Below are 25,519 nucleotides of genomic sequence, written 5' to 3'. Positions count from 1 at the left end.
GCTTATGAAATTCCTGAAATACACCTACATCGCCATTCTTTTTATATGCATGGTTACCCTGACAGGTTTTGTTCAGAGTGGTGATCCTTTTTTGCAAAAGCTTGCCGAGCAACTCGGACTTTATTCGAAAATGTACCCGGAGGAAAAGATATACCTGCAGATCGATAAACCATTTTATAAGCCTGGCGAAGATATATGGTTCAATGCATTTGTGCTGAACAGCAATACGCACAACCCGACATCACTGAGCGATGTGGTATATGTGGTGTTGAAAGACCCGAAGGGAAACGAAGTAAAAATGCTGGACCTGTTTGTGCAGCAAGGCACGGCTAAAGGTGATTTTAAACTGGACGACTTCGCTACCGGTGGCATCTATACTCTGGAAGCCTATACGCGGTGGATGCGAAACTTCGGAGAAGAATCTTATTTCAGAAAAGAGATACAAGTACAAAAGATAATTACACCACGCATGCTGCTGAAGCTCGACTTTGAAAAAGAAGCATACGGGCCGGGTGATGAAGTAATAGCCACGCTTTCGGTAAAGAATTTGAAGAACGAAGCGGTAGCCGGTGCAACGGTGTCCCTATCGGTGAAGGTGCAAGGTGAGTCAGTTCATACTCACGAAGCCGTTACCACCACCGATGGAAATGTTTCATTGAAATATATACTTCCCGATAAACTGAATACGGCTGACGGACTGTTTCAGGTAATTGTTGCCGATCATGGCATGCAGGAATCTATTACCCGGAGCATTCCCATTGTACTTAATAAAATTGATGTCCAGTTTTATCCGGAAGGTGGCGACCTGGTGGCAGGCGCTGCATCGGTAGTCGCGTTTAAAGCCACCAACGAGTTTGGAAAAGCTGCAGATATAGCCGGAGTTATTGTTGATGAAGCAAATGCTGAAGTAGCTACATTCGAAAGCTATCACATGGGCATGGGGGCATTCCGGTTTACACCCCTGGCAGGGAAAAAGTATTATGCACAGATTTCAAAGCCTGTCGGTACCAATACGCGAATGCTTTTACCGGCTGCGGTTTCGTCCGGCTATACGTTAGCGTTTGAAAATGTACCTGGTAAATCCCTGGGTTGCACGGTGTATGCATCGGATAATGGAGAGGCATTTCTGGTTGGCCAGACGCACGGTGAAATTTATTATGCAAAGAAGATTTCCGTAGCAAAGGGTGCCACACAGGTATCTATACCGGTTACTGATTTTCCTTCAGGCATCGCAGTGTTTACGCTGTTTAATGGCGAAGGACTGGAAGAATGCGAACGACTGGTATACCTGAACAAAGAGAAGACACTTCAAATAGAAATTATACCCGACAAGAAACATTATCAGCCGCGTGAGAAAGTTACCGTATCCGTGCGCACAACAGATGCTACTGGAAAAGCTGTGCCTGCCAAGCTTTCATTGTCGGTGGTGGATGATCAATTGATATCCTTTGCTGATGACAAACAGGATAATATACTTTCGTGGATGATGCTTTCTTCGGAACTGAAAGGAAAGATACAAGAACCTTCGTTCTATTTTGATGCCTCAGAACCAAAGGCTGATAAAGCACTTGATTATTTACTGATGACGCACGGCTGGAGACGCTATACCTGGAAAGATGTAGTAAAGAATGATAAGGCAATTATCTTTCTTCCCGAGAGTTTGAGTGTACTTTCCGGTATAGCACACGATAAACAAAATGCAGGCGTTGAAAACAAGGAAGTTATACTCCTTGAACTTGGCAATCGCAGACGGATAGCAAAGGTAAAGACGATACGTGGAGGCCATTTTGCTTTTCGAAATATAGATGCATCCGTTCCACTGTTGCTTTTAACGCAACAGCCTGACCAGATTGAAGTGAATCCGAAAAAGGTTCAGCTTTCATATAGTAATCAAACAATATCTTCATCACCCTTTACACGCGAAACAATAGAAACAGTTATTTCTGCAGTACCAGAGATGGAGTCTGACCAGGTGGAGAATATCGAAGAGACGAAAGCTGACGATATGGACTTCAACATGAAGGAAGATGTATCTGCGCTGAGTGAAGTAATTGTAGTAGGGTATGGCACCGAGGAGAATAGAAAACTGGTAGGCTATACCACAATTATTCGTGATACACCTCTTGAGAATGCATCCGGTTATTTTGGAGTCGAAAATATACTCCAGGGAAGAGTGGCCGGATTGCAGGTACAACAGCCGGCAGTCAGTTCAGAGGCATCAGCATCACTTCGTATCCGCGGCAACAGTTCGCTGGCTATAGCGCGCGGAGAGCCTTTGTATGTTATCGATGGCCAGCTTATCGGTACAAGCCTGAATCAGAACTTTGCAAATGGTAGTATAGTCGGTCCGGAAAGTATAGCACGGATTGAAGTGATGCAAGGTCCCGATGCGTCTGCGCTCTATGGAAGTGCTGCTGCAAACGGAGCCATTGTTATCACAACGAAATCAAATACAGGAGCATCCGTTTTTCATTCGCGGAAAAGAAAATTTAAATATACCAGTAAGCTGGTTCCATCCCGTAATTTTTCATCTACACGTGAATTCTTTGTGGAGGTTCCCGAACAACGTTCGGATGAAGTACGAAAAGATTTTCGTACCACTATATATTGGAATCACACCGTTGTAACGGATGAAGATGGAAAAGCCAAAGTAACATTCTATAACAATGACGCAGCCTCGGCATTCCGAATAACAGCAGAAGGAATTACGGGTAACGGACTTTTAGGCCGCAGAGAGGAGGTATATTTCACGCAGCTTCCATTTTCGCTCGATGTAAAAATTCCTGATTTTCTTGGGTATGAAGATACGCTGCATTTGCCGGTGATGTTAAAGAACACAACCGCCAAAACACTTAAAGGTAAATTATCAGTTGCCATGCCGGAGCAGCTGCGTGCTTTAAGTGAAACAGAGCTTGCTGTTGATGTTGACCCGATGCAGACAAAAACATATTGGGTAAAAATTATACCGCGTGGAATAGAAGGTAAATTTTCCATCGCGATGAGACTGACGGGTAATACATTTAGTGATGAGGTAAAACACGATATCGAAGTTCACCCGGTAGGGTTTCCGGTTAAGTTAAGCTTCTCTGCAAAAGATGTAGAAAAGAATATAAACTTTACGATTCAGGACATGGAAGCCGGATCGTTAAAAGGTGAGGCAGTAGCCTTTACAGATGTACTGGCTGATTTATTTACCGGGGCAGAATCTATACTTCAGGCTCCGCATGGTTGTTTTGAGCAGGTGTCTTCCAGTACATTCCCAAATATACTTGCGCTGCAATTTTTGAAACAGAGCGGAGACGTGCGGCCTGATGTAGAAAAAATGGCAAGCACCTATATCAGCAACGGCTATAAACAATTAATGGCGTATGAAATTGATGGCGGTGGCTTTGAGTGGTTTGGCAGTCCACCGGCACATGAGGGATTAACAGCTTATGGTCTTCTCGAGTTTTTCGAAATGAAAAAAATATATGCCGGGGTTAATGAAGCTATGATGAAACGAACACAAGAATGGCTTTTAAGCCGCAGGCGGGGCGATGGTACATTTAAGCAGAACAAAGGTAAATATGGTTTTGCTGCAGCTTCTGCGGAGGTGACCAACGCCTACGTGGTATATGCACTCACGGAAACGGGCACGACTGCAGTGGAAGTAGAGTATAATTATAGCCTGGAGGAAGCGTGGAAGAGTAAGGATATGTACAGAATGGCACTGATGGCGAATGCATCGTTTAGTATAGGTAAGATGAAAGAGTACGAACGACTCACACGATACTTTCGTGAGCAATGCCGGGCGGTTTCATTTGAAGAGCTTAAAGTCGATCATTCCATTGTACGCAGTTATGGTAATTCACTTACGAATGAAACGGTGTCGTTGTGGACGTTAGCTTTACTCAAAGCGCAAGAACAGGATATAGACCTGATCAGGGCTTGCGTTCAATTCATTGCTTCAAAACGCTCGTACGGAATGTTCGGTTCAACACAGGCCACTGCACTCGCACTGAAAGTACTTACAGAATATGCACGCTATATGCGGACCGAACGTGATAGCGGGACCATGAGCGTTTCTGTGAATAAAGTACTGGCAGGAACACAACCGTACACGAAAGATACGCGCGATAAAATTGTGATTGGTGATCTGAGTCAGCACTTGAAGACGGGGAACAATATAGTACAGGTAAAATTCGAGGATACAGGTTCGGCCTTGCCGTATTCTGTAAACATTCAGTGGAACACCAAAACACCGGTAAGCAATAAACAGTGTAAGGTAACTTTGAAGACATCGCTGGCTCAGCAAAGATTACAGGTAAACAATACGGTGCGCATGACGGCCACGCTTCAAAATACAACCAACGAAGGTATACCGATGACGGTAGCACTGGTTGGTATACCTGCCGGACTAAGCCTCCAACCCTGGCAGCTAAAAGAGCTCCAGGAGAAGAGTGTATTTGACTTTTATGAGATCATAGGCGATAAGCTTGCTATATATTATCGCGAACTGGAACCCGCTGCAACGCGAACAATTCGCCTTGACCTGAAAGCTGAAGTACCCGGAAGGTATACGAGTGTTGCCAGCACGGCCTACCTATACTATACCGATGAATTTAAATATTGGACGAAAGGAAATACGGTAACGATTAATCCCTAAAAAACAAAACGACCATGTGCTGTAACGGGTAGCACATGGTCGTTTATGAGTTTGCAGACATTACTTCAGCAACTCGCGCGAAATTACCATCTTCTGTATTTCGGTAGTGCCTTCGTATATCTGTGTGATTTTGGCATCGCGCATCAGGCGCTCAACGTGAAATTCTTTTACATAGCCATAGCCACCGTGAATCTGTACAGCTTCGGTAGTAACATCCTGTGCAATTTGTGAGGCATATAGTTTAGCCATCGCTGCTGCCTTGACAAAATCTTTTTTCTGATCCTTTAACCAGGCCGCCTGATGTACAAGCAAACGGGCCGCATCGATCTTGGTAGCCATATCCGCCAGCTTGAACTGTATAGCCTGGTGCTCGCCCAATGTTTTACCAAATGCTTTACGCTCCTTCGAATATTTAAGAGCCAGCTCATACGCACCGGCAGCAATACCCAGCGCTTGTGATGCTATACCAATGCGGCCACCATTTAGTGTTGTCATCGCGAACGTAAATCCGAACCCGTCTTCACCGATGCGATTTGCTTTCGGCACTTTTACATCCGTAAACATCAATGAGTGCGTATCAGAACCGCGGATACCCATCTTGTCTTCTTTCTTACCGACAACAAAGCCCGGCATGCCTTTCTCCACGATCAGCGCATTTATACCTTTATGCTTTTTCGAAATGTCTGTTTGAGCGATGACTATATATACACTCGCACTGTTGCCGTTGGTGATCCAGTTTTTGGTTCCGTTCAATAAATAATGATCACCCTTATCTTCGGCTGTGGTACGTTGACTGGTAGCGTCTGATCCTGCTTCCGGTTCTGAAAGACAGAATGCCCCTATAACTTCTCCCGTAGCCAGGCGTTTCAGATATTTTTCTTTTTGCTCTTCTGTTCCGAATTTCTCCAAGCCCCAGCAAACAAGTGAGTTGTTTACCGACATACATACCGATGCAGATGCATCTATTTTAGAGATCTCTTCCATCGCCAGCACATAGGATATAGTATCCATACCGCCACCATTATACCTAGGGTCGACCATCATGCCCATGAAGCCGAGCTCGCCCATTTTTTTAATTTGATCCTTTGGAAATTTTTGTTCGGTGTCGCGATCAATCACACCAGGTAATAAATCGTTGTTGGCAAAATCGCGTGCAGCTTGTTGAACAGCAAGTTGTTCTTCTGTGAGTTGAAAATTCATATATGGTCAGGTTAATGAGTACACGTTATCAATAACAGTTTAAGGTATAAAAAAAACAAGCCCGGGCGTATACCCAGGCTTGCAAAATAAATCCGTTATAGTAATGTTAAAATCTTTTTCTAATACTTTTTCAAACGTTTACTAACGTTAGTCCTCACGGCTGCCGAGGAACAGCATCACATAGTAAAACAGCGTGGTAAGTGCACCGATGGCAGCAACTACGTACGTCATGGCAGCCCACTTCAGTGCATCTTTGGCCATACCATATTCCTGTGTATTAACAATGCCTCGGGATTGTACCCAGGCTAATGCTCTTTTGCTGGCGTCAAATTCTACCGGCAGTGTAATCAATGCGAACAAAGCAAACACACCGTAGCATCCTATGATGATCAGTATAGCGAGATCGAACGGAATGATCTGTGATGCAAAGAAGGCACCGAACATCATGATCATAAACAGGAAGTTGATCACTTTTGCGCTGATGTTCTGAATCGGCACTAAAGCTGAACGAAGCTCCAGCATGCTATAGGCTTTTGCATGTTGCACAGCGTGGCCACACTCGTGCGCAGCGACAGCCGTAGCGGCAGCGTTTCTGCCAAAATATACCGGCTCGCTCAGGTTTACTGTTTTAGTAGCAGGATTATAGTGGTCGGTAAGCTCGCCTTCAACATGCGTTACCTGTACATCGTGTATACCATTGTCCGCTAACATCAGGCGTGCTACTTCAGCACCTGTTAAGTCGCGGGTAAGATGTGTTTGCGAATATTCTCTGAATTTACTCTTCAGCCTCGAACTCACAATCCATCCCACTGCCATGAAAAAAAGACCAATAATTAAAGCTCCCATTTCTCGTTTCGTTTTTTAGGTTGTTTATCAGAAATTCTGATGTTACTGCAAGTAACAAGCTTTGCGCCAAAAGTTAAAAACTGCCAAATCGACACAGGCTTGTTATAGATTAAACTTTGATTAGAAAAATTAATGCCCTTGAGACAGCACCAGACTAAACGTAAAACGTATGGAGGAAGTATAATGTTCGTTTTGAAAATACTATACGAGCATTAGTGTAAAAGATATCTCTGTCCCCTGCGATTGATTGCTGGTAATACTGAGTTCGCCTCCGTTGTGTTTGATAAATTCTTTGCAGAGTAAAAGACCAAGGCCCGTACCTTTCTCTTCCTGCGTGCCGCGCTTGGTAAAATGTTCCTGCGCCAGAATCATGTTTACCTCTTCCGGTGTCATTCCTATACCCGAATCTTTAACCGTAACGCGGCAACAACTTTCTACAAGGAGAGTCGAAATTTCAACACGACTTCCCACAGTTGAAAACTTTACTGCGTTGTGAATAAGATTACGCAAGATTAACTGCACCTGATTAGGATCGGCCATCACCTGGATGGATGCTAGACTGGCATTATCGATCGAAACATTTTTCTGGGCAGCAACATCTGCCAGCAGGTTGCAGGCTTCATCGATACATGCGCTGATGTAAAGTGCTTTTCGCTCGGTACGTATACCTTCCATCTGACTGAGGGACCAGTTGAGCAGGTTGTCAAGCGTGCGCTGCGTGGCTTTCAGGTTATCTTTTACACGATCCGATATCATCATGAACTCTTCGTGATTCAATGCTTTTTGTGTCACCAACTCCAGCAATGATTGCAAGTTGCCGATTGGGCCGCGCAGATCGTGACTGATCACCGAGAATAATTTAGACTTAAGCTGATTGAGGTAATGCAGATACTCTGCCTGTGCCTGCATCTCTTCGCGCTGTAGTTCTATAGCTTTATTTTTTTCTTCCAGTATAACATTGGTGCGCGTCTGTATTCCACGCAGCCGCGAAAGCATAAGGATAAAAGCTGTGAGAAGAATGATACCAATCGCCAGCAGTATAGTTAACCACCGCTGATTGCTGATGAGTTTTTGCTGTAGTGTATTTTTATTGCCGAGCTCTTCAATAGTCCTGTCTTTCGACTCCAGTTCGTAAAGCGATTTCATCTCCTGTATCTGTCCACTCTTTTCAGCATTGTATAAACTGTCTTTATACTGGCTTACGAGTCGAAGTTGCTCGGCGGCCAATGCGGGTTGATTCGTGTCGGTATAAATATCGGCCAGTAAGGTATGAGCCCTGATAAGACTTGAAAGATTGTAAACGGAATTGCTGAAGTCTATAGATTTTTTCAAAAACCGGATAGCACTGTCGGGGTGATTTAGCTTACTCGCATTCAGCGCAGCATAATAAAAAGATATGCCCAGTGCACGTTTGTTCCCCACAACACTATCCAGGTGCAGAGCGATCCGGTTATAGGCCATGCTTTTGTTATAGTCATGAAGCGTATAGTATATCTTTACCTTGCGACTATAGAGTATGCTAATGCTAAGCGTATCGTGCAGGTCCTGGTACAACTCCAGTCCGTTATCTACAAAATGAAGTGCAGAGTCGTACTCACCTTTTTCCGACAGTAACATCGATCGCTCGCGATACGTATCTGCCAGCAATTGCATATCACGGTTCGTAGTAGCAAGCTGTCGTGAACGTTTCAGAAAAGCATCAGCCTGTTCAAAGTCACGAAGTTCTATTGACGTTCTCGCAAGCGACAGCAGGCATAATCCCTGCAAATGAATATACGGTGAATTTTCAGTTAACTTCAGAGCCTTGAAGCCATACTCAGTGCTGAGGCGGTAATTGGCTTTTGTCCAACTGGCTTTGGAAAGAATATAATAGGCTGATGCCAGAAAGTACGAATCGTTACGCTGTATACTTTCAGCCACTACAGCATTGGTGAGAGCTATAGCAGAGTCAGGATCAGACAGGTAAATATCCGTTGCCAGATCAATTACTCCGGCTAAACGAATGCTGTCTTTCTTTTCCAATGCCAATACCGGTAATGATCCTGCCAGCGGTAACATCAATAAAATTACGAGAGAGGAGCGCATTCGTACTTAAAACTTCAAAATAAGACTTTTACCAGACTTGGATTAGCACAATTGCTGCTAAAAAAGCATGTAGGTTTTTACATACAGTAAAAATCATTTTTTTATCAATAACAAAATTAACATGGTCATGTATCGTTATGTTTTACTATTTTGTTATTCACTAAATTCCCTGGGGACAACTGTATCATGAGACGGCTGGCTGGAATATTTCTGATCGTTGGCATGCACAGCGCCATGGCGCAGACAGTAACACTAAAGGGTGTGGTGCGCGATCAGGCCGGTGAGCGTCTTCCCTCCGCTTATGTCTTTATTTACCCTGACTCGGTAAATATTGCAACCTCAAATGATGGGAAGTTTTCAAAAGCACTGCCGCGCGGCAAGAAAACCATCGTTGTTTCTTTTGTAGGTCATGAAATATACCGGCAAACTTTTTTGTTAAAGCGCGATACTACGCTCTCGGTCTCTCTTCACGCTACAACAGGGCATCTGCGGGAAGTCGAAATTATAGGGCAGCGCAATCCGCAGGAAGACATGCTGCAAACCAATCGAACAAGTACATATTTACTCACACAAGAAGACATCCGCATGCTGCCGGTGCTGGGTGGTGAGGCAGATGTTATCAAAGCGCTGCAATTATTACCCGGTACAGTGCGTGGTGTAGAAGGTAGCTCCGATCTGTTTGTACGAGGAGGTGCAGCCGATCAGAACCTTGTACTACTCGATGATGTACCGATCTATAACCCGAGTCACATGCTCGGATTTTTATCCGTGTTCAATCCTGATATACTGAACAAAGTGGAAGCGATCAACGGAGGTTTTCCGGCAGAGTTTGGCGGAAGGTTATCATCGATACTTAATATTGAAACGATTGATAACGTTGCAACCAAAACCCGTATATCCGGAGATATAGGGGTAATTGCATCACGTTTATTTGTTGAACAACCATTGGTAAAAGATAAAGCTAGTCTTTGGGTAGCAGGTCGCAGGACCTATATAGACCAGGTTGTAAAAGCCATTGGTAACGAAGAGCTTCCGTATTACTTCTATGATCTGAATGGTAAATTAATATTCAAACCTTCCGGTCGCGATCGTATTGAAGTGAGTTACTACGGAGGTGTAGATGAGCTCGAGTTGTTTCGTGATCGCGATAATGATGGTGACGGATTCCTGACCGAATATGAAGCCGGGAATACCAGTTTATCGCTTCAATGGAATCATCGATTAAAAAAAAATTGGAATAGTTCGGTTTCCCTGATACGCTCCGAGTATAAATACAACATTCGCAATGCCTTCGAAGAAAATGAACTTCGTGCGTTATCAGATATAGAAGATTATGGCGCACGTGTGTTGCTGCAAAAAGATTCGCTCTTTGGTCATGGTATATTTAAAGGCGGTGCCGAGTGGACACGCCATGCGGTGAGTCCTAACATTATAAACTCACAAGGCACTATAGCAGAATTATTCGAGAGCAGTGCTACCGATGGCAGATTGTCCAACGAGCTGGCGTTGCACGCGCAATATGAGTGGCCTGTATCAGAGCGATGGCGGTTCAATGCCGGTCTGCGTGCGTCTATGGCCGCAGTAAAAGATAAAATATACTTTTACCCGGAGCCTCGTGTTTCAGTACGATATGCTATCAACAACGATGAAGCGTTGAAGTTCAGTTACTCGCGCATGGTGCAGTATATGCACCGCATTTCGAACTCTGCCGTTACATCACCAACCGACATATGGTATCCGGTTACAGCAAGCATTCGTCCGCAAACCTCGCACCAGCTAGCATTGGCATGGCAGCGTTCGCTTGCGAAGGAAAACGTTTTCCTCTCTGTAGAAGCATACTATAAATCAATGAACAGCCTGATTGGCTACGAAGAAGGAACAAATCTTTTTTTGAATAACGATTTTGAATCCAAACTCATACAAGGCTCGGGCAGCGCGTATGGTCTGGAATTTTTGATACGTAAGGATGCGGGTAAATTTACCGGGTGGATCAGCTATACATTGTCATGGTCGTGGCGACAGTATAACGAGATCAACGGTGGCGAACGATTCCCTTCGCGTTACGACAGAAGACACAACGGTGCTATTGTTATGCAATATGCGATCAGTAAACGCTGGGCCGTTTCTGCGGTGTGGGAGTATATTTCAGGATCGCGCTTTACACCTGTAATAGGACAGTATGTTACACTCGCACCAACATTAACCGGTGTTGATCTCGTACCGATTTACTCGGGCATTAACCAGGTAAAACTTGCCGACACACATCGTCTTGATTTTGGTGTTAAATTCAGAGGCAAGCCCGAGCGTAAATTTCAATACCAATGGTTTGCAGGAGTATATAATGCCTATAACCGGGCAAACCCGGTGGGAATTTCCATTGAACAGGATGAGACTACCAATACGCTGCGCTACGAGCAGCCGGGATTGTTTGGGTTGATTCCGTTTGTGAGTTACGGGTTTAGGTTTTAGAAGTAAGAAGTAAGAAGTAAGAAGTAAGAAGTAAGAAGTAAGAAGTAAGAAGTAAGAAGTAAGATGATTGCCAGAAGGAATATATATATAAAATTGTTGAGTGCGCACCTGGTAGTGGCAGTTTGTTTTGTTATGGCGGCTTGTATACCGGAACCGCTGGAGGTGGAGGGTATACCGGTGGTGCAGCCGCAGATTGTGGTGAACACACAAATTATACCGGATCAATCGCTGGTGGTGCTGCTTACCAAATCGTTTGGTGCGCTTGACGCGAATGAAGATAGTGATGCCCAGGAGCTGCTCGATCAGATTGCTGTTGAAGATGCGACTGTTACCATCAGTAATACACAACAAACCTATAATCTTACGGCACTCGGCAGTGGTATATACGGTGGTGTATTTATCCCGTTCGCTGCGGGCGAGGAGTATACGTTGCATGTTGCTAGTGAGACGTTGGGCGAAGTGAGAGCAACTACCACTGTGAAACCAATGATTTCCTTTGATGACATTGAGGCTGAACTATATTTCGATGGATACGATGATACGCTGGTGCAGGTAATATATACCCTGACAGACCCGATGGAGAAGAACTGGTATATGTTGAACGTGCAGCACATAGAGCGTGCCGAGTTGATTGAAGATGCACTCAACCCACGTTCGTTCATGCGATTGCTGGATGATGTAGAATTTGACGGTCCGAAGTATGGAGAAGCCTTTCGTGCGTTTCAACGTGACTTTCATGCAGGCGATACTGTGGCGGTATTTCTTTCAAACATCAGTGAAGAGTATTATAATTTCATGAAGCTGCGCCTCGATAATCGTTTCAGTTTTATCGAATACCTGAGCGAGCCCGTTAATTATCCTTCCAACGTTGAAGGTGGCAAAGGATTTTTTAATCTATACGTACCCGATATCCGCACCTTTGTGCTCGAAGAACAGTAGTGCTGAATCACCAGACTTCCCGATTGTAATTTTATCGGTTTGATTTTTTGATTTTACTTGAGTGACTTGAAGGATCTTTCTGCGAAAATCTGTGCGATCTGCGGGCAACAACCTTTCAAAGTATGCAGGCGTTATATATTTTCGAACTCATAATCCCAAATCCCTTTCATTATGGAGAATAAAAGCAAACGCGATGAAGTAATAGAAGTCGCCACCAAATTATTTATTTATACTGATTACCAATGGTGGGATAAACTACTGGAGGAAGTGCTTACCGAACAGGTTTGGTTTGATATGGCTTCTGTCGGTGGAGGCGAAGGAAAAAAGATTCCGGCTAAAGATATATGCCAGATATGGAAGACAGGATTTACCGGTATAGATGCTGTGCATCACCAGGCCGGTAATTACCTGGTAAACTTTCATGCTGAGGCAATCGAAGCGACCGTTTTCTGCTACGCCATCGCCCTGCACTATAAAAAATCAGCAACACAGGGAACCACGCGCGAATTTGTAGGAAGCTATGATCTGCATTGTGTGCTGACGGATAAAGGCTGGCGCATCGACAGCTTTAAGTACAATGTGAAATACGTAAATGGTAATGTAGACTTCAAATAAACCTGTGACACTCTATACTTTTAAATCAACTGTACTGATACTGCCCGGACTTGGAAATTCCGGAGAAGGACATTGGCAAACGCTGTGGGAAAAGGAGTATAATTTTATACGCGTGCAGCAACGCGATTGGGATACACCCGTTCAAAGCGAATGGATTGAAACAATCGATCGGAAAATTTCAGAATTGAATACAACGGAGGTGCTACTGGTCGGCCACAGTCTGGCGTGTTGCACGGTGGCCTTCTGGGCTGCGCGCTTCCATCGTAAAATAAAAGGAGCATTGCTCGTGGCTCCGAGCGATACCGATGCCGATACATATCCTCTCGGTATTTCCGGTTTTATGCCGATGCCGTTAAATAAACTTCCGTTTCCTTCCATCGCAGTAGCCAGCACGGATGATTACTATGTTACGTACGATCGTGCAAAACATTTTGCCAGCGCGTGGGGAAGTGAACTGGTAAGCATCGGCCCTGCCGGACACATTAATGTAGCGGCAGGTTTCGGAAATTTCGAACAGGGAATTGAACTGCTGAAACGATTGGATGAAGGAAAGGTAAAGTAGAGACTATATTTCTCTTCCGGAATTATTTTTTACCGGCATTTTTCTCGTAGAAATTATTGATCAGCGTCATGAGCTCACCAGCGGTGAGGTAGTACATAATGGTATAGTTCTGCGCATTGAAATCACCGAGCAGTTTATAGTATTGATCTTCCGTCAGGCTATATTTCTTCATTAGCCCCGATTTGGTTTCGGGGTTGTTGATCACCACATCTACATACGTTTTAGCACGAATGTTATCTTCGCGAAGCCACGTAAGTTTGCGTTTTTGCTTTTTGGACTTCGACAGGTAGAACGGTAATTTTCTTCGTGCAAGCTTTGCGTTCTCATCATCAAACATCCCCTCGTAGCCGATCGCCTTCGACTCGATCGTTACAGACTCAAGCATAATTCCTTTCTCTGTCATGCGAATTATACTCGATTCATAATTCCACAACGGTTGCTCAATAGCCTGGTAGCCTACCAGTGAAAACACAAGTGTATCGCGTTCGGTCGCCGAAATGCTGAAATTACCCTGTACATCGGTAGAAGTGCCGCGCATGGAATTTTTTATACGCACCGTTACAAATGGCAACGGACTAAAGGTAGCCGAGTCTACAATAATACCGGTATATACCTGTTGCTTCTGTGCGTGAGCCGTTATACCCACATTTGCCAAAAACAGCGCAAAGAAAATGATTCGGTTCAGCACGTATTCTAATTCGTCAGTAGTTCTATGATGGAACCAGCGGCCGGAAAAGTTTTAAGTAAAGTATGCCGGTCGGCCAGTTCAAAATCTGCAAAATCAAATCCGGGAGCAACCGTGCATCCGGAAAGTGTATAACTATTCGCTGCTGCAACTTTGGCACCAAACCAGCAATTGGCCGGCACTACTACCTGCAGCGATTCTCCGTTTTCTATATCAGGTCCCAGCGTGCGTGTAACAACACCCGAATCCGTAAGTATATAAATAGTAAGGCTGCTGCCGGCATGATAGTGCCAAAGCTCATCTGATTTTATCCGATGAAACAAAGACCTGTCGTGCGAGCGCAACAGAAAATATATAGCAGTGGAAAAATTTCGTGAAGCACCAAAGCGAGCGGGAAGTCCTGCGGCAGGAACAGATTCTGAAGCGCGATACGTCTCCTTGTAAAACCCGCCTTCCGGATGAGGAAGTAATTCAAGGTGCCGGATCCAATACTCGGGAGTTTTCATGCTTTGAGGAATTGCTATACAAAGTCCAATATAAAACGTTCTGCACAATCCACCACGCATAAAATCTGCGAACGTGCAGGCATGCATCGTTTAATAAAGAAAATAGATTAGGAGTTACAGGTTGAAAATCCTGTATTGCCGCGATACGTTGATCAGACTACATCAATCAAATTTTCTCCGGATGCCCCAGAGATCGCGGATCACCACATCGACCATAATCTTCTGTGAGTTTTGCAGGATAAGATTGTTGGATGTAGTACCGAGCCTGTCGTATGAATAGGTGAGATTGATCGAAGACTTGCCATCAAACACGGGCAATGATACTCCGGCCGATAGACCCCACGTTAGAAAACTTGTACCATCCAGTTTGATGGGATAGTTCTGGGTATAGAAACCGGCACGCAGTGAAGCGAGGCCGAGGTACGATTCTGCATTGGGATTACCCTTGTATAAATATCCTAAGGCGAATTTCCATGAGTCTTCAAAAGTAAGTTCCTGGTCAGAGAAACTGGCCGAGCTCCATTTTTCAAATTTCAGATCGGCGGCAATGATGGATCGTTTGGAATGCAGCGCGAGTCCTACACCGTATGAAGCAGGAAGTTTATACTTCAGTTTGTCACCGTTATCGCTGGTGAGTGTGTCGGCATTCTCATCGTATAGTGTGCTTTTTTGTGAGCCGTTAAACTTTATGCCGTTATCAGCTACAAGTCCCACTACCAACGCGCGATTCTTCAGGTTGATGCGATATTGAAGGCCGAAGTCAGCGTGCACCTTGCGTGCCACTACCTGGTTCTCGAAAGTAAGTACACTCGACTGACTTGGAATATCTATACTTTCATTTTTAGTAATGCTTCCGAATATATAGGAGAGGTTAACACCGAGTGACAGGTTTTTAACTACGTTGAATGAATTGCCAAGGTAAAGCTGATTCAGGTTTCCGCTGCCATCGTACGTATAATTTACATTGGATGCCGCCCCGAGTTCGCGCTGCGTATTTATTTTATAGCCCACACTACTATAAGGAGCAAGTCCTGCGGAAGCAGACCACCACTTCGAAAACTTGAACCAGTAATTAATGTTGGTAATACCACCTGTAGATTTCGATTCTGCTTTTGATGTAGTGAGGTATCGGTTAGACTCTACATATAAACCAATCTCATATATATGCGTGATCGGTGACGAGATGGCTCCGTACGAAGCCGGATTAACCGGGTTAAGGTTGTAATCATCCTGCACGGCAATACCAACACCACCCATACTTCTGTTTAGCGAAGAAGTTCTGTTGTTGATCATGCCTACACCATATACAGAGTAAGGTGAGCTGAATATATTTTGAGCGTAAAGACTACCTTGTACCAGCAGAAGCGCTCCTGCTATCAGAACTTGTGTTAATCTCGGCATTTGCAGTTGTATTAGTCTTGCAACTTCGCCAGCGCATTCGGGCTCAACAAGAATTAGCGACCAATATGGCAAATGCCACTACAGCATTCTTTTTTGTGCCGATCTATTTACGAGTACATTTCATAAAAAGTATATAATCGCGTAAACCCTTGAAAAAAAGCGGTTTTGCATAAAATTTCATCACGTCACAAAACGGTAGACACTCTGTAGGTTGGCACTCCATTGTGTTTGGTAGCTGAATTAATTCGAGTTGTCTCATTCATTTCATGAAACAGCGCAAACACGGTTGTTTTGTTACGGAGATAAATTTCCATGAAGCAAATTCTTTTTGTCTTAGCGGTTTTAACGATGGCATCGTGTGGTGTAGACTCTTCCGAGATCGGTACAGACTTTTTCAACGAAGGCGCACTTGACTTTTCATACATCGATTCTTCATCGGTTAAGCTGTCTACTATACGTATAGAGAACCTGACTACGGCTGCGGGGGCACGCATCCTGCTCGGCTCGCATACAGATGAAAAGCTGGGTCGCATCACGGCATCGTCATACTTCCAGGTAGTGCCCACTTCGTCTAATATGGATCTTGATGACGAAGATGTATCGTATGAATATGTAGCACTTGTGTTGAAATACGATCACTATTCATACTATGATACAACGGCCAGCATGAAGTTGAATGTACATTATGTGAATGAAGAAATCGTTGAAGACGATGATGGTACATTATATAGCGACAAAACATTTTCCGTTGATGATACCCCGCTCGGTTCAATTACGTTTTCCCCGCGCCCGAATCGTACAGCAGACTCTGTTGAGATAAGACTTTCCGATGAACTTGGTAGAGATCTTTTTGCAAAAGCTGTTAGTGGCAGCGATGAGTTAAGTACGTCAGCAGAATTTTTGCGTCACTTCCGCGGGCTCGCTGTATTTCCGGATTCTACCAGCTCAACGTGTCTGCTTGGTTTTGCTGTAACTCCTGAGCTGCGCGTATACTATAAAGATAAGAGTACAGTTCCAATCACAACAGATAATTACTTGTCGTTTGCAGCATCTACTTCGAACATTATTTATACCCATATTCATACAGACCTTACCGGTACCAAGATTGCATCGCTTACGGAAACGGATGTAAGACTGAGTGCTGATGAAACGGATGAGCAATCATACCTGCAGGCAGGTGCCGGTCTGCTGCTGCGTGTAGATATGCCGTACCTGCGCACACTCAAGCAGATCGACAATTTCTATCCTACACAAGCTACGCTGGATATATACCCGATCCGTAAATCGTATGATGATCAAATGCCATTGCCTTCATCGCTGGTCGTATATACAGCTGACAAGAAAAATAATTTCTACGCACAATACGGTATCAATGCTACACTATTGACGGATACAGATCTTGGCCGCTATACGCGCTATACCCTCGATGTAACATCGTTTGTGAAAGAACAGATGGAGTTGGAAGAGTTGAATGAGAATGGTTTGGTGTTCTCGCTCGCTCAAAATTTCCCGGTTTCGGTCGATCGCATTTATGCGGGAAGTAACGGAGTGGATTATGAGACACGCCTCAGAATATATTTTGTCACTGTAAATAATAAAAACTAAGAATGAAACAGATAAAAATAGCAACTGCGCTTATTGCGCTGGTCGGGTTTGTGATGTTTACCGCCTGCTCTTCATCAGACGATGATGAAACGAACCAGGGTAACTGGACGAAGGTTACTCCATTTAAAGGTGTTAAACGTTCTGGCGCATTTTCATTTACTATAGGTACCAAAGTGTTTGTGGGAACCGGGTATGATGGTGATGATTATTGGAACGATGTATATGGTTTTGATATCAATAACGGCTATTGGGAATCTATAGCCGAATTTCCGGGTACACCACGCGAGCGTGCTGTTGCATTTAGCGTAGGTGGTAAAGGATATGTAGGGCTTGGTTATAACCGCGATGCTGATAAAGAAGAGCTTCGTGATTTCTGGGTATATGACCCGACAACAAACACATGGGATTCATTAGGTCTCTTCGGAGGTTCTGCACGTTACAGTGCTGTTGCTTTTTCAATCGGAAACTACGGCTATGTAGGAACTGGTTACGATGGTGATAACACGAACAGTGATTTCTGGCAATATGATCCGTCCAGCAACACATGGAAGGAGATTGTAAGTTATCCGGGTGATAAACTTGAATCAGCACTTGCATTTGTAATTGATGGTAAAGCATATATAGGTGCCGGTTGGGACAATGGCTTGCACAATCTTGACTTCTGGGAATTTGTGCCCGGTACAGATGGTGGTAATCCAACCTGGACAAAACGTTCACCGGATGATGACGAATCGGATTACGATGAATTTAAACTCGCCATGTATCGTCATGATGCTGTAGCCGTAACAGTAGATACCAAAGCCTATATTATAGGTGGTGTATCTTCCACCGGAGCGACCGATAAAACAGTTTACGTATTTGATGCTACTACCTTCGATTGGGATGATCGTACATCTTTCGAAGGTTCTGCAAGAAGCCTCGCGGTAGGATATGTGTTGAGCGACCGCATCTTTGTAGGCACCGGTCAAAACGGTACAAGCCGTTACGATGACATCTGGGAGTTCAAGCCGAACGAAGAATATGACGAAACATACTAGCCATTGATAGGAGCGTTCAGTCAGTCTAATGCGAGTAGCGGTATCGGTAGTAGGGACTGACTGGCTGAACGACCTGTTAATGTATAGCAGACAGATAATGTCTTATACTTTATAGTAATGCATTAACCCATTGGCAGGCACAACAGCTTTCTGTATTTTGCAGAAGGCTTGTATGGCCAGTGGAACGAAAGCGAAGAAATAAAAAATGGAGTGAGCCGGATTCAGGAAGGTAGGCTCAATATAACACGTGAAAAAAGGAGTTGTTAACAAAATACTGATCGTAGCACTACACGTGTTTGGCTGGGCATTGTTGTTTATGATGCCCTTTCGTTTTTTATCGCGCTCCGGATCTAAATTCATAAGACAACCCATGGGACCACCCCCGCCAGACGGTGGGCCTGCGAACCAGATGATCAACTCGGTTCCGTTTGACCCGATGTGGTTTCGCATCGAGACATTTGTTACCAATGGTTTGCTGGCTATATTCTTTTACCTCAACATGTTTGTGCTGGTGCCCCGTATCCTTTCTAAAAAAGGATGGTGGCCCTATATATTTATAGTATTACTTGCCTTTAGTATATATCTGTTGGGCGGGTACGCGATCCGCTCGGTCTTTATTCCACACGATGAGATGGGGCGTCCGTTTGGACCACCGCTCTTTATAGGTATACCTAATTTTCTGATGGTGTTCGGGCTGAGTCTGGCGCTGCGCATTATGCAGGACCGCTCATCGTTTGAAGCTGCCTTGAAAGAACAGGAGAATGAAAAACTGAAATCAGAACTTTCGTTTCTTCGTTCGCAGGTGAGTCCGCATTTCATGTTTAACGTTTTAAATAGCCTGGCTTCGCTGGCCAGAAAAAAATCGGATAAGCTGGAGTCTGCTATCATACAGCTTTCGCAGTTGATGCGATACTCGCTATACCATACCGAGAAAAAAGTTTCGCTAGAGCAGGAAGCTGATTACCTGAATAACTATATCGAATTGCAGAAACTGAGGTTTGGTTCTTCCATCAACATGCACTTTCATGTGGATATTGAACGCAAGGACCTGATGATAGAACCGATGTTGCTGGTGCCCTTTGTTGAAAATGCCTTCAAGCATGGAGTAGGATTGATTCATGAGCCCGTTATTATTATATTACTGGAGGCTACAGCGTATCGCATTAGCTTTACGGTGCGCAACCGCTTCAACCCCGCGGGTGATGAGATGAAGGATGAAAGCTCTGGCATCGGCCTGCAGAATGTGCGCAGAAGATTGGACTTGCTGTATAAAGATTTATATACACTGGATATATACCAGACAGACGATAATTGGTTTATCACCGAACTGAAAATTATTCCCGAATGATGACGTGTGTTGCTGTTGATGATGAGCCCCTGGCGCTCGACCTGCTGGAAGATAACATCAAGAAGATACCTTTCCTGAAGTTGGTAAAGAAATGCTCCAACGCACTTGAAGCAAACAGCTTCATGCAAACGCAGAGTGTTGATCTGATCTTCCTGGATATACAGATGCCGGGCATTACCGGTATACAATTTCTGCAGGGTATGTCTAAGAATCCGCCACTGGTTATTTTTATTACAGCGTATGAAAAGTATGCGCTGGAAGGCTATAATCTCGATGTGATCGACTACCTGTTGAAGCCTGTTTCATTTGAACGTTTTCTGAAAGCTGTTAACAAAGCGTACGATAAATTCAATGCACAGAAAGCTCCGGTGTTGCAGGCAAGCGCAACCTACCTGTTTGTAAACTCCGAGTATAACCTGGTGCGTATCGACTTCAGTGATATAGCCTATATAGAAGGATTGAAAGATTATGTGAAGATATTTTTGCTGTCGTCACAACGTCCCGTTATTACGCGTATGAGTATGAAATCCCTGGAAGAAAAATTGCCGGCCGATCAATTTGTGCGGGTACATAAATCATTCATTGTTTCGCTTAACAAGATCACATCCATTCGCAAAGGAAGAATCAGCTTGTTAAAAGCGCAGATACCCATCAGCGAACACTATAAAGACAACCTGAACCGGTTCATCGATCCAAAAAACATGCCCTGATCAAAAATGTTGTCGTGATTCCACATTGTGAATTTGTGAATTAAAATTGTGAATAAATCCCGGTTTCCAATTATCCCGTGAAATCTTAAATTCATTGAGGATATAGTTTCTTTATAGCCATTTTTTGCATCGCCCATTAACCCTCGCATTATTGTTTTCGTCCTTAGAGCAACAGGTTCTATAGCATGCGCACGTGTCGCCTATTCCACAACGGACAGGCTGTACGAAAAAAAATTACGACACCGTATACTATTATTTAAGCAAACGAGTTAATTATTATAATATCGATAGAAACTCTCTGGTCACAGGTAGGTTAGGTAGAAAAAAACCGGAGCACACGTTGCTTCGGTTTTTTTATTTTTATAGGAGGTTAGTTTAGGTAATGTTTCTTTTACGTCAGCAACCACCACCCACGGCCGTTAGTACTCCATATGGTGTCTCTAACAATTGTGTAAAGGGTGCATCGGGCAATCCGTCTGACCCCGTAAGCTGCTGATAATAGTATATATTCAGTGCATTGCGCCAGGGAGCAATAAGTATAGGTATACTTTTGGGGGTAATGCGAAATGTATACAGGTCGAAGAAAGGATAGGCATCAAGCCAGGTTGCTCCCAGATCTGACGATACATACGATTTGCCACCATACTGTGTAAAAACAACTTTGTCTCCATCTCCTGTGATAGACGATGCCGCACCGTGGTTCATCCCCGACACAGTCCAATGCACTCCGCCATCGCGCGATTGATATATACCTGCATTCGTGGCTGCGAACACAATACCCTGAAAGTACGTAAATGCATTAATTTGCAGCTTGCGAATAGTTGGTTGCCAGGATTGACCGTTATCGTATGAAAAATATACACCATCGTTAGTGCCCGCCAGGATAACTCTTTGGTCTGTGTAAAAACTGCGTACCGTCATGTCACCGAGTCCCTTGCTGGCGGATTGCCAGGAATCTCCACCGTTATATGATATATATATGCCATGTTGATGTGTACCTGCCAACAGCAATTCATCTTTGGACAGCAACGCATCTACCTTTGCACCTTTGGGTAAGCCGATATTAATAGGTTCCCAGCTTTTAAGTTTATCCACGGAAGTATATACACCGTGCGATGCGATACTCACAATAACTTTGTGTTGATGCATCGTCCAGGCGTTTACATAGGTGCCCTTTGGCAATCCTGTTCCTGCAGGTTCCCAATGTTGTCCGCGATCGCGGGTTATGTAGATCGGATCGTTTTGTTCGTGCGCAATTGCCGGTATACCTATTGCAATCAGCATCAGGATATAATGGTATATTTTCATGGTATATTATTTTGTAGCCCGTACGTTAAGTTCTATTCCAATAGCGTCTGATATAGCACTATCGCCTACATCGCTGAAAAATTTTTCGGAACTATAGCGAACATTCCATTTGGTGCGGTCGAATTTGAATTTGGAATGTGCCGTGATGGTTGATCCGCTATGCTTCACCGTTGCCGGAATCTTTAATGTATTCTTTACGCCTTTTAGCGTGAGCGTTCCGGTTATATGTACATTGGGTTGGTCGCCAGTGGCATCTTTGATCGGTTCTACTTTCATGATCTCGAAAAACGCTGCCGGAAATTTTTCAGTAGAAAAGAAGTCATCACTTTTCAAATGATTTACCAGGTCGTCACCGCCATTGTTGGCAGCCATGTCCAGATTTTTAATACTGTTCATGTCAATTTCAAAACTTCCGCCAGTTAGTTGATTGTCTGTTACGATGAGTTCGCCTTTCTTCAAATTGATCGTGCCGTTGTGTTCACCAAAGCTGAAGAGGTAATATCCTGCCCAACGCATGGAGCTTTGTCGCACATCTACCGGATAGGAAGTGCCGGGATCACGAAGGGTTAGCGCACTGAGTGTTACCAATACCACCAGCGCGAGTATGCTTGTTTTCATAGTGATTTATTGATTTTAGAAATGATGTGTCAAACGTACTGGCAATCATTTTTCTTTTTGTAAAGTGCTTGTAAAAAGATGTTAACGAAATGTAAATTTTACTCCTGCCACAAAATTAAAGAGTACATTTACTATGCAGATTGCATGCTATGAAAGGTAAAGTATACCGAATACTGATTGTTACAACACTCGCAGCACTGGCAGGCTTGCTCGCCCTGCAGGTATATTGGTTTATACATGCGTATAGTATACAAGAGGAAGAATTTGACAAGCGTGTAAACCTCGCGCTGCGTAATGTTGCCGATCAGCTTTTATTATTGCAAAATGATTCAGTGGCACGCATCGAGCCTATACATCAAACGGCATCGAATGTATACTTCGTTGAACTGAACCGTACGCTTACCTATAGCGCGCTCGATTCGTTGCTTCGCACAGAATTCAAAAAGCATGAAGTATATGCTTCATTTCAATTGGCGGTGTATGAACATCAGCTCGATACATTGCTGTTTGGTAATTTTTACAAGCAAGGTGCGCTCAGCGATGCGGACGCTACTTGTCTGGGACGTGAACCTGTAAAAGCACGCATGGATTTTTCGATAACATTTCCGGATAAACGTGCTGATATACTGGGTGCTATGAAATTCTGGATTGTCATGTCGGGTATATTTCTGTTCATTCTTGCTGTGTTTGGCTATATGGTGGTGGATTTGTCGCGGCAGAAAAAGCTTGCAGAGATAAAAGCCGATTTCATCAATAATATGACGCACGAACTTCAGACGCCTATTGCCAATATAGGTATGGCAAGTGAAGTGTTACGGGCTGTAACACCAACCGATCGGAAGAAAGCCATGCGCTATGCTGATATTATTCACGAAGAAAATCAGCGATTAAAATTTCATGTGGAACAAGTACTGCAAACTGCGCAGCTTGCCGAGTGTAAGGTAAACCTGGATAAGAAGGAAGTTAATCTTCACGAACTGATTAATAGGGTGCTGGCCACATTCGAACTTCGGCTGCAAGCGCGGCAAGGTAAGATCGTGAAGCAACTCGAAGCATCTCCCGCCAGTGTAACAGGAGATCCGATTCATCTTTCCAATGTTCTTTATAATTTGTTGGACAATGCCGATAAGTATTCACCGGCCAATCCTCAAATAACAATTACTACGCAAAATCACGAACGAGGTATTGTTGTAAGCGTTAGCGATAAAGGCATGGGTATAAATCGTGATATTCAGAAGTATATATTTGATAGATTTTACCGTGCTCCGTCCGGTAATCGCCATGATATAAAAGGATTCGGTCTCGGCCTTACATACGTGCAGAGCATTATGCAGGCACACAACGGCAGGGTTACTGTAAGTAGCGAAGAGAACAAAGGAAGTCGATTCGATTTGCTGTTTCAAAATATATAAAAGCGATGAAAGTTATAGAGCGTAAGATATTACTGGCAGAGGATGATCGTAACATGAGTTTCATGTTACAGGATAACCTGGAGATGGCCGGATATACCGTGGAGGTTTACAGCGATGGACAATCTGCATTAAGTGCGTTTGTAAAGAAGCAACACGACCTGTGTGTACTGGATGTTATGCTTCCGCAGAAAGACGGCTTTACCCTGGCACACGATATACGCAAGTTGAACCTGTCGGTGCCCATTATCTTTCTAACAGCACGGGCGATGAAAGAAGATCGCATACACGGTTTTAAACTTGGTGCAGACGACTATATTACGAAACCTTTTAGCGTGGAGGAATTTCTGCTGCGCATCGAAACCATTCTGAAGCGTGTGTATGCACAACCTACAAGAGCTGACGAACAATTTATATACCGGTTAGGAACGCTTGTATGCGATTTCTCCAACCAGCTGGTAACATCGCCAGCCCGTGTGCAAGAGCTTACGAATAAAGAAGCAAAGCTTTTAAGATTATTTTGCCTGAACCGGAGCAAAGTGATCGATCGGGATATAATTCAGAAAGCAATCTGGGAAGACGAAGGCTATTTTGTAGGGCGAAGTATGGATGTATTTATATCGCGCCTGCGAAAGCTGTTAAAGGACGATGCGAATGTTGCCATTCTGAACATTCACGGTGTTGGGTATAAACTGGAAGTGAGAGAATAATATCCGCATTCGCATATAGTTAGCCCACAGCAAAATGATAACCTATACCTTTAATAGTGATAATTTCAATGGAGGAATCTTCCTTCAGATAGTCTCGTAATTTTGTAATATATACATCGAGGTTTCGCGAATTAAAAAACGAATCGTCACCCCAGAGTTTCATCAGTATATCTTTTCGAAGGATGGTGGCGTTTTTATTCTCAACCAGCGTCTGTAATAATGTAGACTCACGGTGTGACAGTTTTTTCACTACCTCCTTATAGCGCAACTCATAACGCAGGGGTACAAATTGATAGGAGCCAATGATAATAGAATCACTGCTGTTACCATTTTTCTGGTGTTGCGTGATCTGTAGTAAATTGTTGATCCGTACGATTAACTCTTCCATGCTGAAAGGCTTTCGTATATAGTCATTGCCACCAACCTCAAAACCTTTTAACAGATCTTCGGTTTGCGTTTTAGCCGTAACAAAAATAATCGGTATAGCAGGCGCAAGCTGTCTTATTTCCCTGGCAATCGTATAGCCATCTTTTGCTGGAAGCATGATGTCGAGTATGCAGATGTCTGGCCGTAGTTTTTTGAAAGCATCAACCGCCTCATCTCCATCGGTAATCATCGTTACTTCAAACTCCCGACTCTCCAGGCTCTCTTTAACAATTCGTCCGAGAAATGGCTCGTCTTCAACGTATAGTATTTTTGTTTTGGTCATTGTTCTTTTTTTAGAGTCCGGAAGTCGGAAGTCCGGAAGTGTGAAGGTCTGAACGTTTTTGTGTTTTCTTTTTTAGTGGAGGACTATATATAGTGTCTTTTAGTTGTAGCTC

The 25,519-nt window shown here is 43.9% G+C and carries 20 protein-coding genes; 11 read left to right on the top strand and 9 right to left on the bottom strand.

Going from position 1 to position 25,519, the window contains the following annotated elements; all coding sequences use genetic code 11:
- Positions 1-4 precede the first annotated feature (4 nt).
- A complete protein-coding gene (locus tag ACFQ21_RS21120; protein WP_377582284.1) occupies positions 5-4,645 on the top strand; it encodes an MG2 domain-containing protein in 4,641 nt (1,546 codons plus the stop codon).
- 60 nt (positions 4,646-4,705) lie between these two features.
- Here the strand turns inward: ACFQ21_RS21120 and ACFQ21_RS21115 are convergent, their stop codons facing one another.
- The 3 genes from ACFQ21_RS21115 to ACFQ21_RS21105 form a co-directional block, all read right to left on the bottom strand.
- Positions 4,706-5,845, bottom strand: a complete 1,140-nt coding sequence (locus ACFQ21_RS21115) for an acyl-CoA dehydrogenase (protein ID WP_377582281.1) — start codon at positions 5,843-5,845, stop codon at positions 4,706-4,708.
- Between the two features lie 147 nt (positions 5,846-5,992).
- Positions 5,993-6,691, bottom strand: a complete 699-nt coding sequence (locus ACFQ21_RS21110; protein ID WP_377582278.1) for a zinc metallopeptidase — start codon at positions 6,689-6,691, stop codon at positions 5,993-5,995.
- A 201-nt stretch (positions 6,692-6,892) separates the two neighbouring features.
- Positions 6,893-8,776, bottom strand: a complete 1,884-nt coding sequence (locus tag ACFQ21_RS21105; protein WP_377582275.1) for a sensor histidine kinase — start codon at positions 8,774-8,776, stop codon at positions 6,893-6,895.
- A 186-nt stretch (positions 8,777-8,962) separates the two neighbouring features.
- Here ACFQ21_RS21105 and ACFQ21_RS21100 point away from each other — a divergent pair, with 186 nt between their 5' ends.
- The 4 genes from ACFQ21_RS21100 to ACFQ21_RS21085 all read left to right on the top strand — a co-directional run bounded on the left by ACFQ21_RS21100 (position 8,963) and on the right by ACFQ21_RS21085 (position 13,361).
- Positions 8,963-11,245, top strand: coding sequence for a TonB-dependent receptor (locus ACFQ21_RS21100; protein ID WP_377582273.1), 2,283 nt, complete (start codon positions 8,963-8,965; stop codon positions 11,243-11,245).
- Between the two features lie 63 nt (positions 11,246-11,308).
- Positions 11,309-12,184 carry a DUF4249 domain-containing protein gene (locus ACFQ21_RS21095; protein ID WP_377582270.1) on the top strand — a complete coding sequence of 292 codons (876 nt, stop codon included), beginning with the start codon at positions 11,309-11,311 and terminating at the stop codon, positions 12,182-12,184.
- Between the two features lie 171 nt (positions 12,185-12,355).
- Complete coding sequence (locus ACFQ21_RS21090; RefSeq protein ID WP_377582267.1) at positions 12,356-12,799, top strand: nuclear transport factor 2 family protein; 444 nt, start codon at positions 12,356-12,358, stop codon at positions 12,797-12,799.
- A 4-nt stretch (positions 12,800-12,803) separates the two neighbouring features.
- Positions 12,804-13,361, top strand: a complete 558-nt coding sequence (locus ACFQ21_RS21085) for an RBBP9/YdeN family alpha/beta hydrolase (protein WP_377582264.1) — start codon at positions 12,804-12,806, stop codon at positions 13,359-13,361.
- Positions 13,362-13,383: 22 nt separating this feature from the next.
- Here the strand turns inward: ACFQ21_RS21085 and ACFQ21_RS21080 are convergent, their stop codons facing one another.
- The 3 genes from ACFQ21_RS21080 to ACFQ21_RS21070 all read right to left on the bottom strand — a co-directional run bounded on the left by ACFQ21_RS21080 (position 13,384) and on the right by ACFQ21_RS21070 (position 15,953).
- Positions 13,384-14,049 carry a carboxypeptidase-like regulatory domain-containing protein gene (locus ACFQ21_RS21080; RefSeq protein ID WP_377582261.1) on the bottom strand — a complete coding sequence of 222 codons (666 nt, stop codon included), beginning with the start codon at positions 14,047-14,049 and terminating at the stop codon, positions 13,384-13,386.
- A gap of 5 nt (positions 14,050-14,054) precedes the next feature.
- Positions 14,055-14,552: a cupin domain-containing protein gene (locus ACFQ21_RS21075; RefSeq protein ID WP_377582258.1), complete on the bottom strand. Its 498-nt coding sequence runs from the start codon at positions 14,550-14,552 to the stop codon at positions 14,055-14,057.
- Between the two features lie 162 nt (positions 14,553-14,714).
- Positions 14,715-15,953, bottom strand: a complete 1,239-nt coding sequence (locus ACFQ21_RS21070) for a hypothetical protein (protein WP_377582255.1) — start codon at positions 15,951-15,953, stop codon at positions 14,715-14,717.
- 312 nt (positions 15,954-16,265) lie between these two features.
- On the opposite strand from ACFQ21_RS21070, the gene ACFQ21_RS21065 reads away from it, so the two are divergent.
- The 4 genes from ACFQ21_RS21065 (at position 16,266) to ACFQ21_RS21050 (ending at position 20,653) form a co-directional block, all read left to right on the top strand.
- A complete protein-coding gene (locus ACFQ21_RS21065; RefSeq protein WP_377582253.1) occupies positions 16,266-17,558 on the top strand; it encodes a DUF4270 family protein in 1,293 nt (430 codons plus the stop codon).
- A 2-nt stretch (positions 17,559-17,560) separates the two neighbouring features.
- Complete coding sequence (locus tag ACFQ21_RS21060; RefSeq protein WP_377582250.1) at positions 17,561-18,595, top strand: Kelch repeat-containing protein; 1,035 nt, start codon at positions 17,561-17,563, stop codon at positions 18,593-18,595.
- A gap of 247 nt (positions 18,596-18,842) precedes the next feature.
- Positions 18,843-19,943, top strand: a complete 1,101-nt coding sequence (locus tag ACFQ21_RS21055) for a sensor histidine kinase (protein WP_377582247.1) — start codon at positions 18,843-18,845, stop codon at positions 19,941-19,943.
- Positions 19,940-20,653: a LytR/AlgR family response regulator transcription factor gene (locus tag ACFQ21_RS21050; protein WP_377582244.1), complete on the top strand. Its 714-nt coding sequence runs from the start codon at positions 19,940-19,942 to the stop codon at positions 20,651-20,653. The genes ACFQ21_RS21055 and ACFQ21_RS21050 overlap by 4 nt, the downstream gene beginning before the upstream one ends.
- Positions 20,654-21,049: 396 nt before the next feature.
- On the opposite strand, the gene ACFQ21_RS21045 is transcribed toward ACFQ21_RS21050, so the two are convergent.
- Together ACFQ21_RS21045 and ACFQ21_RS21040 are read right to left on the bottom strand one after the other, a co-directional pair.
- Positions 21,050-21,961 carry a hypothetical protein gene (locus tag ACFQ21_RS21045; RefSeq protein WP_377582242.1) on the bottom strand — a complete coding sequence of 304 codons (912 nt, stop codon included), beginning with the start codon at positions 21,959-21,961 and terminating at the stop codon, positions 21,050-21,052.
- Between the two features lie 6 nt (positions 21,962-21,967).
- Positions 21,968-22,579, bottom strand: coding sequence for a YceI family protein (locus ACFQ21_RS21040; RefSeq protein WP_377582239.1), 612 nt, complete (start codon positions 22,577-22,579; stop codon positions 21,968-21,970).
- Between the two features lie 149 nt (positions 22,580-22,728).
- On the opposite strand from ACFQ21_RS21040, the gene ACFQ21_RS21035 reads away from it, so the two are divergent.
- Together ACFQ21_RS21035 and ACFQ21_RS21030 are read left to right on the top strand one after the other, a co-directional pair.
- On the top strand, positions 22,729-23,991 hold the full coding sequence (locus ACFQ21_RS21035) for a sensor histidine kinase (protein WP_377582236.1): 1,263 nt from the start codon (positions 22,729-22,731) through the stop codon (positions 23,989-23,991).
- 5 nt (positions 23,992-23,996) lie between these two features.
- Positions 23,997-24,698: a response regulator transcription factor gene (locus ACFQ21_RS21030; RefSeq protein ID WP_377582233.1), complete on the top strand. Its 702-nt coding sequence runs from the start codon at positions 23,997-23,999 to the stop codon at positions 24,696-24,698.
- A 19-nt stretch (positions 24,699-24,717) separates the two neighbouring features.
- Here ACFQ21_RS21030 and ACFQ21_RS21025 read toward each other — a convergent pair whose 3' ends face one another.
- Positions 24,718-25,407, bottom strand: coding sequence for a response regulator transcription factor (locus ACFQ21_RS21025; protein ID WP_377582230.1), 690 nt, complete (start codon positions 25,405-25,407; stop codon positions 24,718-24,720).
- Positions 25,408-25,519 lie beyond the last annotated feature (112 nt).

The sequence above is a fragment of the Ohtaekwangia kribbensis genome, assembly GCF_042676245.1.
In the GTDB taxonomy this organism is placed as follows: domain Bacteria; phylum Bacteroidota; class Bacteroidia; order Cytophagales; family Cyclobacteriaceae; genus Ohtaekwangia; species Ohtaekwangia kribbensis.
The sequence above is the reverse complement of the archived record's forward strand: the minus strand, read 5'-3'. Positions and strand labels throughout refer to the sequence as shown.